Source organism: Mycobacterium sp., assembly GCF_050700595.1.
GTDB lineage: Bacteria > Actinomycetota > Actinomycetes > Mycobacteriales > Mycobacteriaceae > Mycobacterium.
The window spans coordinates 39,221-47,991 of record NZ_JBOHHI010000237.1; the positions used below are offsets into that span (position 1 = coordinate 39,221).

General features: G+C 68.4%; 11 protein-coding genes. 6 read left to right on the forward strand and 5 right to left on the reverse strand.

The window, feature by feature from the left end:
- Nucleotides 1-38 precede the first annotated feature (38 nt).
- Nucleotides 39-986: a cobalamin biosynthesis protein gene (locus tag ACRDTL_RS21750; RefSeq protein ID WP_431508765.1), complete on the forward strand. Its 948-nt coding sequence runs from the start codon at nt 39-41 to the stop codon at nt 984-986.
- Here the strand turns inward: ACRDTL_RS21750 and ACRDTL_RS21755 are convergent.
- From ACRDTL_RS21755 to ACRDTL_RS21770, 4 genes are all read right to left on the reverse strand, one after another.
- Nucleotides 958-1,779, reverse strand: a complete 822-nt coding sequence (locus tag ACRDTL_RS21755) for an SURF1 family cytochrome oxidase biogenesis protein (RefSeq protein WP_431508766.1) — start codon at nt 1,777-1,779, stop codon at nt 958-960. The two genes, ACRDTL_RS21750 and ACRDTL_RS21755, sit on opposite strands and share 29 nt — an antisense overlap.
- Nucleotides 1,779-2,273 (reverse strand): low molecular weight protein-tyrosine-phosphatase, encoded by a 495-nt coding sequence (locus ACRDTL_RS21760; RefSeq protein WP_431508774.1) that lies wholly within the window; start codon nt 2,271-2,273, stop codon nt 1,779-1,781. Before ACRDTL_RS21760 ends, ACRDTL_RS21755 begins: the two co-directional genes overlap by 1 nt.
- A gap of 4 nt (nt 2,274-2,277) precedes the next feature.
- Entirely contained in the window at nt 2,278-2,970 is a 693-nt protein-coding gene (locus ACRDTL_RS21765; RefSeq protein WP_431508767.1) for an HAD-IA family hydrolase, read from the reverse strand.
- A gap of 139 nt (nt 2,971-3,109) precedes the next feature.
- Nucleotides 3,110-3,610 carry a nitroreductase family deazaflavin-dependent oxidoreductase gene (locus ACRDTL_RS21770; protein ID WP_431508775.1) on the reverse strand — a complete coding sequence of 167 codons (501 nt, stop codon included), beginning with the start codon at nt 3,608-3,610 and terminating at the stop codon, nt 3,110-3,112.
- Nucleotides 3,611-3,749: 139 nt separating this feature from the next.
- On the opposite strand from ACRDTL_RS21770, the gene cobC reads away from it, so the two are divergent.
- From cobC to ACRDTL_RS21795, 5 genes are read left to right on the forward strand one after another with little or no spacing between them, the layout of a single operon-like run.
- The gene (gene cobC / locus ACRDTL_RS21775) at nt 3,750-4,778 is read left to right on the forward strand and encodes an Rv2231c family pyridoxal phosphate-dependent protein CobC (protein ID WP_431508768.1); all 1,029 of its coding nucleotides are present in this window, start codon (nt 3,750-3,752) and stop codon (nt 4,776-4,778) included.
- A 46-nt stretch (nt 4,779-4,824) separates the two neighbouring features.
- Nucleotides 4,825-5,955 carry a Nif3-like dinuclear metal center hexameric protein gene (locus tag ACRDTL_RS21780; RefSeq protein WP_431508776.1) on the forward strand — a complete coding sequence of 377 codons (1,131 nt, stop codon included), beginning with the start codon at nt 4,825-4,827 and terminating at the stop codon, nt 5,953-5,955.
- Nucleotides 5,945-6,679: a zinc ribbon domain-containing protein gene (locus ACRDTL_RS21785; RefSeq protein ID WP_431508769.1), complete on the forward strand. Its 735-nt coding sequence runs from the start codon at nt 5,945-5,947 to the stop codon at nt 6,677-6,679. Before ACRDTL_RS21780 ends, ACRDTL_RS21785 begins: the two co-directional genes overlap by 11 nt.
- On the forward strand, nt 6,676-7,758 hold the full coding sequence (locus tag ACRDTL_RS21790) for a bifunctional RNase H/acid phosphatase (protein WP_431508770.1): 1,083 nt from the start codon (nt 6,676-6,678) through the stop codon (nt 7,756-7,758). Before ACRDTL_RS21785 ends, ACRDTL_RS21790 begins: the two co-directional genes overlap by 4 nt.
- A 10-nt stretch (nt 7,759-7,768) precedes the next feature.
- Nucleotides 7,769-8,413 (forward strand): class I SAM-dependent methyltransferase, encoded by a 645-nt coding sequence (locus ACRDTL_RS21795; protein WP_431508771.1) that lies wholly within the window; start codon nt 7,769-7,771, stop codon nt 8,411-8,413.
- On the opposite strand, the gene ACRDTL_RS21800 is transcribed toward ACRDTL_RS21795, so the two are convergent.
- Nucleotides 8,398-8,771, reverse strand: a 374-nt coding sequence (locus ACRDTL_RS21800) for a 2OG-Fe(II) oxygenase (RefSeq protein ID WP_431508772.1), incomplete at its 5' end; no start/stop codon positions are given. The genes ACRDTL_RS21795 and ACRDTL_RS21800 overlap by 16 nt on opposite strands.

Sequence of the window (8,771 nt, forward strand, 5' to 3'; positions counted from 1 at the left end):
CATGTCACCGAGTAGACCACGTGTGAGACGCTGCCGGGGTGTTTGCGGTGACCCGAGTGCTCGGTGCGCTGGCCGGCTACCTGGCCGACTTGTTGCTGGGCGACCCGCGCGCCGGACATCCGGTCGCCGGGTTCGGTGCGGCGGCGGCCGCCGCAGAGCAGATCACCTACCGCGACAGCCGGATCGCCGGCGCCTTGCACGTCGGTGTGCTGGTCGGCACCGCAGGCCTGCTCGGGGCCGCGCTGCAACGGTACGCCGACCGGCGTGGTCCACTCTGCTCGATGGCGGCTACCGCGGCGGCCACCTGGGTATCGCTGGGCGGGACCTCACTGACCCGCACCGGCCTGGCGATGGCGCAGCTGCTGGACCGCGACGACCTCGACACCGCCCGACGGCTGCTGCCGTCGCTGTGCGGCCGCGACCCCGCGTTGCTGGACGCCGACGGCCTGGCGCGCGCGGCGGTCGAATCGGTCGCCGAGAACACCTCCGATGCGCACGTGGCGCCGCTGCTGTGGGCGGGCGTGGCTGGACCGCCTGCGGTACTGGCCTATCGCGCCGTCAACACATTGGACTCGATGATCGGACACCGCTCACCGCGTTACAACCGATTCGGTTGGGCCGCAGCGCGGTTGGATGACGCGGCCAACTGGTTCGCCGCGCGGCTGACCGCGGTGCTGGTGGAGGCGTGTGCGCCGGTCGTCGGCGGGTCGCCGTCGGGTGCGCTGCGGGCATGGCGCCGGGAAGCGGCCCGGCATCCGAGCCCTAACGCCGGAGTCGTCGAGGCAGCGTTCGCCGGAGCGCTGGGCGTGCGACTGGGCGGGCCGACTCAGTACCACTACGAACTGCAGATCCGGCCCACCCTGGGCGAGGGGCCGCCGCCGTCGGTGTCCGACCTGCGTCGTGCCGTGCTGCTCTCCCGGGTGGTGCAGGTGGCGGCCGCGATGCTGTGCGCGGTTGCTAGCGTCGCCGGCCGTATCGGTCGGTGAGCTTCTCGTCGACGGTCCGGGGGGCGGCGGGTTCGGTCCGCGCGGTTTGGCTCTTCTCGGCGCGGCGGGCGCGGATCTCGGCGTACACGAAATAGCCCAACAGGATCGGCGCGATTATGCCGAACGAGATCCACTGGATGCCATACGACAAGAATGGCCCGGCATCCAGATGCGGCATCTCGATCACGCCAAGACCGCCGGGCTGGTTGTCGGCCAGTTGCAGGTATGACCCGGCCAGCGGCACCCCGGTCAGCGTCGCCACCTGGTCGATGTTGATCGAATACACTTGGTGCACATTGTCTTTGGTGATCGGGTCCTTGCCCGGGACCGGCGGCTCGGAGTCGCGCAGCCGCGCGGTGATGGTCACCATCTCGTTGGGTGGCGGGGGGATCGCAGGCACGCGCGAACCCTGCTCGGGCCGCACATAGCCGCGGTCGACCAGCACCGTCGGACCGCCGTCGACGGCAAACGGCACCAGCACCTCGAATGCCGGCTGCCCGCCGACCACCCGCAACCGGGCCAGCACCTGCACTTTCGGCAGATAATGCCCGGTGGCGGTGACCTGGTGCCACTGCGCGTCGGGTGCCGACGAGTCCTGCTGCGGTAACAGTGTTTTCAACGGAACAGCGGCGGTGTTCAGGGCCTGCTCGATCTGCTTGTTCTCCTGCGACGTCTTGGTGTTCTTCCCGAGTTGCCACGGCGCCAGCACGGAAAAACACAGGTAGGTGAACGCGATCACCACCACGGCCAGTGCCAGCCAGCCCGGGCGCAGCAGGAACGCCAGACGCCGCATCAGCGGTGTCCGTTCTGCGCGAGCTGGTCGTCGACCCAGTTGTGCAGACCGGGCAGTGCGGCCTCGATGGTGGCGAACACCGCCTCGAAATCGGCATGGTCGCCGTAGTAGGGGTCGTCGACATCGAGGACGTACGCGCCCGAGCGCGGGTCGAATGATCGCAGCATCCGGATCCGGTCGGTGTCGACGCCCAACTCGTGGACTAGCCAGACATGGTTGCGGGCCAGCGCCACCACCAGGTCGGCCGCCAGGTGGTCGCTGCTTATCTGCGTGGCGCGGTGGTCGGTGGGGTAGCCGTGGGCGCGCAGCACCCGGTTGGCCCGCTCGTCGGCGCACTTGCCGATATGCCAGCCGGTGGTTCCCGCGCTGCTCACCCGCACCGTGTCGTGCAGACCGCGCTGGGCGATCTGGTGGGCGAACATCTTCGCCGCCATCGGTGACCGGCAGATGTTGCCGGTGCAGATGAACGTGACGTGTAGCCGTGCGTCAAACACCTCGTCAGACACCCAAGGCCCTCCGCAACTCGGCGACCGTCGCTACGTGCCGGGCCCATGTGGTGGTTGCGGCGAAGTCGGCGCGACCGTACCCCCAGCCCACCACGATCGCGTCGATGCCGTGCGCGGCCGCGGCTTCGACGTCGTGGATGCGGTCGCCGACCATCAGCACCCGTTGTGGCAGCGGGTGCAACTGCGCCAACGCGTGCGCCAGCACGTCGATTTTGCTGCTGCGCGTGGCGTCGACGCTGGCGCCCGCGACCACCTCGAAGTGCTCGTCGATCCCGAAATGGGCCAGGACGCGCCGCGCGGTCGGCTCCGCCTTGGAGGTGGCCACCGCCAGCCGGACACCGGCGGCGCGCAGATCCGTCAGCAACCGGCCGATCCCGTCGAAAAGGCCGTTCATCGCCCAGCCGCGGGAGCTGTAGTCGGCGCGATATGCGGCCATCACGGCCTCGATGTGCTCCCCGAGTCCCATCCCGGCCAGCGTGTGACGCATCGGTGGGCCGACGACGCGGGCGGCCAGGTCACCGTCGGGCACCACCGCCCCCACCTGGCGCAGCGCGTGCCGGAAGCTCGACACGATTCCCGCGGCGGAATCGGTGAGCGTTCCGTCGAGGTCGAAAATCACCAGCTGCGGTCGCGCGGCGTGCGCGGCGGCCGGCCAATTGATCCTCGATGACATCGTGCCTGTCACGATCCCATTGTCGGTGATGGAGCGATTGGACAAACGGTCGACGGTCTGAACGGCCTCTTATGTCAGCTGGTGCGGGCTTCGCACCCGCCAGTCGCAGCCGACCCGCAGCTGCCGCCGGTCACGATGATTCGCATGCTTCTCAGATCCGATCGAGGACGAACGCCTCGATCTGGCGATCGCCCGCCCACGCTTCCTCCTTGGCAAGGCCGGGGTACATCTCGACGCCGTCCGCCCAGATCTCGTCGCGCACGCGAGGTGTCGCAGGGCGGGCAATGGCACGCCAGGTTTCGCCCTCGAGGGTCACGGTGGCCGCCCGGTCGGCCTTGAGATTGTGGTACCACGCCGGGTGCTTGGCGCCGCCATAGTTGGCCGCGACGACCGCCACGCTGTCGGGGTGGGGGATGCCGAGAAGCGCTACGGTGCGAGGCTTTCCCGACTTCGCGCCCGTAGTGGTGAGCATGACGGTAGGAAGGCCGGCCGCGATCCCGGCAAAGCTGCGCTTGCCGCCGGTGAGCTTGCTGACCAGCTGGTCGAGATGGTGTGCCGTTGGGCGGAAGAGCACGCTTCCCGCCTTCGTGGCGGCGACTGCCCGCATCGTTCGATGGAATGCGTTGACGTCGTTGAAGGGGTGGACTGGCATAACGGCATTCTCGCCGAAATCCACGGGCCCAAAATAGGGTAGTCGCCTACTCTAAATGCCCACCGAGCGGTCCACGGCCGGCGTTGTCGCACATGCTCCGACTGTCTGGCCCGCGCACGAGGCCGTTACTGTTTGAACCGTGGCGAGTCCGGATTCGAGCGTGCTTACGGCGGCGCGCTACCACGGAGATCAGGCAGCCGAGCCGGGCATGCTGGATTTCGCCGTCAATGTCCGCGATGCCCAACCGCCGGCGTGGCTGCTACAGCGGCTCGCCGCACGGCTGCCGGATCTGGCCCGCTACCCGGGTGGCGACGACGAGTCCGCCGCGGTCCGGGCTGTCGCAGCCCGCCACGGCCGGGCCGACGACGAGGTGACGCCGCTGGCCGGCGCGACCGAAGGGTTCGCGCTGCTGGCCAACCTCCGCCCGAAGCTCGCGGCGCTGATCGCGCCCTCGTTCACCGAACCGCACGTGGCGCTGAGGATGGCCGGCGTCCCGGTGCATCATGTCGTGTTGGAACCGCCGTTCGGTCTGGCCGGTGTGCAGCTGTCCGACGAAGCCGACCTCGTCGTGGTGGGCAACCCGACCAACCCGACCTCGGTGCTGCACGCTCGCGAACAGATCCTCGCGCTGCGCCGGCCCGGCCGGGTCGTGGTGGTCGACGAGGCGTTCGTCGATTCGCTGCCCGGGGAGCCCGAGTCGTTGGCCGCCGACGTGCTGCCCGATGTGCTGGTGCTGCGCAGCCTGACCAAGATCTGGTCGCTGGCCGGGCTGCGGGTGGGCTATGGGTTGGGCGCGCCGGGGCTGTTGGCGCGGTTTACGACACGGCGGGCGCATTGGCCGGTGGGCACGCTGCAGTTGGCGGCGATCGCGGCCTGTTGTGCACCCGGGGCGGTGGCCGAAGCCGCTGCCGGTGCCGAGCGGCTGGCGGTGTTGCGCGCCGAGTTGGTGGCCGGGCTGCGATCGGTGGGTGTCGATGTTGTCGACGGCCGGGCACCGTTTGTGCTGTTCACCGTCGGCGATGCCGAGCTGGTTCGCAAGCGGTTGCATGCCAAGGGGATTGCGGTGCGTCGGTGTGACACGTTCGTCGGCCTGGACGGGAGCTATCTGCGGGCAGCGGTGCGCCCGGAGTGGCCGGTGCTTGTCGAAGCGTTGCGGGAGGTTTTGTGACCGCCGACGACGATGCAGAGCGAAGCGATGAGGAGGAGTGGCGCTTGTGACGGTGCGGCTGGCCGACGTCGTCGGGGTGCTGGATGCGGCCTACCCGCCCCGGCTGGCGCAGTCGTGGGATTCGGTCGGCTTGGTCTGCGGCGATCCCGACGATGTGCTCGATTCGGTGACGGTCGCGGTCGACGCCACCGCCGCGGTCGTCGACGAGGTTCCCGACCACGGCCTGTTGCTGGCCCATCATCCGCTGTTGCTGCACGGGGTGGACACGGTGGCGGCCAGCACAGCCAAGGGCGCGCTGGTGCACCGCCTGATCCGCTCCGGCCGTTCGCTGTTCACCGCGCACACCAACGCCGACGCGGCGTTGCCGGGGGTTTCCGACGCGTTGGCACAGGCGCTCGGACTGACCGTCGAGTCGGTGCTGGAGCCGCGACCGGCGGCGGCCGACCTGGAAAAGTGGGTGATCTTCGTGCCGCCCGAGCACGCGGATGCGGTGCGGGCAGCGATTTTCACGGCCGGCGCGGGGGAGATCGGCGACTATTCGCAGTGCAGCTGGAGCGTCACCGGCACCGGCCAGTTTCTGCCACAAGATGGGGCGTCACCCACGATCGGCAGCGTCGGCTCCGTCGAGAAGGTGGTGGAGGATCGGGTGGAGGCCGTCGCACCGGCACACGCGCGGCGCCAGGTGCTCTCCGCACTGCGCACCGCGCATCCGTACGAAGAGCCGGCGTTCGACATCGTGGCGCTGGCGCCGCCGGCCGACGTGGGCTTGGGTCGCATCTGCGGGTTGGAAAACCCAGAGCCGTTGCGGACCTTTGTATCCCGAGTCCATGACGGGCTGCCACAGACGTCGTGGGGGGTGCGTGCCGCGGGCGACCCGCAGATGCCGGTGTCTCGGGTGGCGGTATGCGGCGGTGCCGGTGACTCGTTGCTGGACGCGGTCGCAGGCGCCGGAGTTCAGGCGTACGTCACGGCCGATTTGCGCCACCATCCGGCCGACGAGCACCGTCGCACTTCCGAGGTGGCCCTGATCGATGTCGCCCATTGGGCCAGCGAATACCCGTGGTGCGAACAGGCGGCCGAGGTGTTGCGGTCGGCCTTCGGCAGTGCCCTGCCGGTGCGAATATGTTCAATCCGCACCGATCCCTGGAACGTCGAGAAAGTCAGGAATGAAAGCTGATGTAACCCAACAGCGTTCGCTGCTCGAATTGGCGGAGTTGGACGCCGAGCTGGCCCGGATGGCACATCGGGCGAGTCATTTACCCGAACAGCAGGACTACGAGCGGGTGCAAGCAGATCACGTTGCCGCCGCCGATCGGCTGGCGCCTATGCAAATCGCGTTGGAGGACTTGGACACTCAGGTATCGCGATACGAGTCCGAAATCGACGCGGTCCGCCAACGCGAAGGCCGCGACCGCTCGCTGCTGGGTTCGGTGGCAGACGCCAAGCAATTGGCCGACCTGGAGCACGAGCTGGAAACTCTGCAGCGGCGCCAATCCAGCCTGGAGGATTCGCTGCTGGAGGTGATGGAGCGCCGCGAGGAACTGCAGAGTCAGCAAAATACGGCAACGGTGACGCTCGACGAGCTGCATGCCGGGTTGACCAGCGCGCAGCAGGCCCGAGACGCCGTACTGGCCGAGATCGACGAGACTCGTCGGCAGCGTTCGTCGCGTCGCGATGAACTGACCGCGGCGCTGAATCCCGAACTGGCCGCGCTCTACGAACGCCAACGCGCCGGCGGCGGCCCGGGCGCCGGACCACTGCTGGGACGCCGCTGCGGCGCCTGCCGCATCGAAATCGACAAGGGCGAGCTGGCGCGAATCGCCGCGGCCGACGACGACGACGTGTTGCGCTGCCCCGAGTGCGGCGCAATCATGTTGCGAGTCAAGGATTTCAGCCAGTGAAGGTTATTGTCGAGGCCGACGGTGGATCTCGCGGCAACCCCGGACCCGCCGGATACGGGTCGGTGGTGTGGACGGCGGACCGCGCAACCGTGCTGGCCGAAAGCAAGCAGGCGATCGGCCGGGCCACCAACAACGTCGCCGAATATCGCGGTCTGATCGCGGGCTTGGCGGAAGCGGCGAGACTGGGCGCCTCCGAGGTCGCGGTGAGGGTGGACTCCAAGCTGGTGGTGGAGCAGATGTCGGGGCGCTGGCGGGTCAGACACCCTGACCTGGCTGAACTTTATGCCGAGGCGCGCGTGCTGGCGTCGCGGTTTGACCGGATCGGCTACACCTGGGTGCCGCGGGCGCAGAACTCCTACGCCGACCGGTTGGCCAATGAGGCGATGAACGCCGCCGCCGAGGCCGAGGACCCCGTTACGGGCACAAAGGAAGCCGAGCCCGCGGCGCCCGGCTGGACCGGTGCGCGCGGTGCAGCCACCCGGCTACTGCTGTTGCGCCACGGGCAGACCGAGCTGTCGGTGCAACGACGCTACTCCGGGCGCGGCAACCCGGCGCTGACCGAACTGGGGCGAGAGCAGGCCGACGCGGCGGCCCGCTATCTCGCGCAACGGGGCGGAATAGCGGCGGTGCTCAGCTCGCCGCTGCAGCGCTGCTACGACACCGCGACCACGGCAGGCAAGGCGCTGGGCCTGGACGTCACCGTCGACGACGATCTGATCGAAACCGATTTCGGCGCATGGGAGGGACTGACCTTCACCGAGGCCGCCGAACGCGATCCCGAACTGCACCGGCGCTGGCTGCGCGACACCAGCACCGCGCCGCCGGACGGAGAGAGCTTCGATCAGGTGCACCGGCGGGTGCTGGGGGCGCGGGACCGGATCGTCGACGAGCACGGTGGCACGACAGTCTTGGTGGTGTCGCACGTGACGCCGATCAAGATGCTGCTGCGGCTGGCGCTGGACGCCGGGCCCGGCCTGCTGTACCGGTTGCACCTGGACCTGGCGTCGCTGAGCATCGCCGAGTTCTATTCCGACGGGGCATCTTCGGTGCGGCTGGTGAACCAGACCGGCTATCTGTAGAAGTCGTGCTATGCAATCGGAATCAAATGAGGCGCAGGAGTTCTGGGAACAGCGCTACGCCGGCGCGGATCGGGTATGGAGTGGTCGGGTCAATGCTCGGCTGGCCGAGGTTGCCGCACAGTTGACCCCCGGTCGGGCGCTCGATCTGGGCTGCGGTGAGGGCGCCGACGCCATCTGGCTGGCCGAGCATGGCTGGCAGGTGGTGGCTGTCGATGTTGCGGAGACCGCGCTACAGCGCGGAGCCGCCGAGGCACGTGCGCGGAACGTGCTGGACCGCATTAGTTTCCAGCGCTACGACCTGTCCGAAAGCTTCCCGGACGAGAACTTCGACCTGGTGTCGGCGCAGTACCTGCATTCACCGGTGCGGCTGGAACGTGAGACGGTCCTGCGCCGGGCCTCCGCAAGCGTGAAGCCCGGCGGCGTGTTGTTGATCGTCGACCATGGATCGGCTCCGCCGTGGATGAGTAATGACCACCACCACGACTTTCCTTCCGCCGATGAGGTGGTCGCCTCGTTGCAGCTGGACGAGCACCGCTGGCATCGCCTGCGGATGGAGAAGGCCGAACGGGAGACGATCGGGCCCGACGGTAGGCCTGCGACCCTGATCGACAACATCATTGTGCTCCGACGGATGGACAGTCAGACAGCGTCGTGAAAAATCAGCCCCAGCGCGTAGCGCTCGCCGGAGCGGACAACGGAAAGACCATGGCGCACCGGCGATGTCGACCAGCCACGGGTTGACCGCACCGGCCGGTCGCGAGTGGTGAACAGATAGCCGTGGCCCTGCGGTAATTGTGTAGCGGTGCCGCGGGACTGCGCGCGCGGCCGTTGTTCGACGAGTAGAAACTCACCACCGGTGTACTCGGTGTCCGGGTCGCTGAGGTTGATCACAACTTGAAGCGGAAACACCAGTTCGCCGTAAAGGTCTCGATGCAGTGCGTTCCAATCGTCGGTGCCGTACTTCAGCATGAGCGCAGTAGACCTGACCTGGCCGGCGGCGTGACACATCGCCA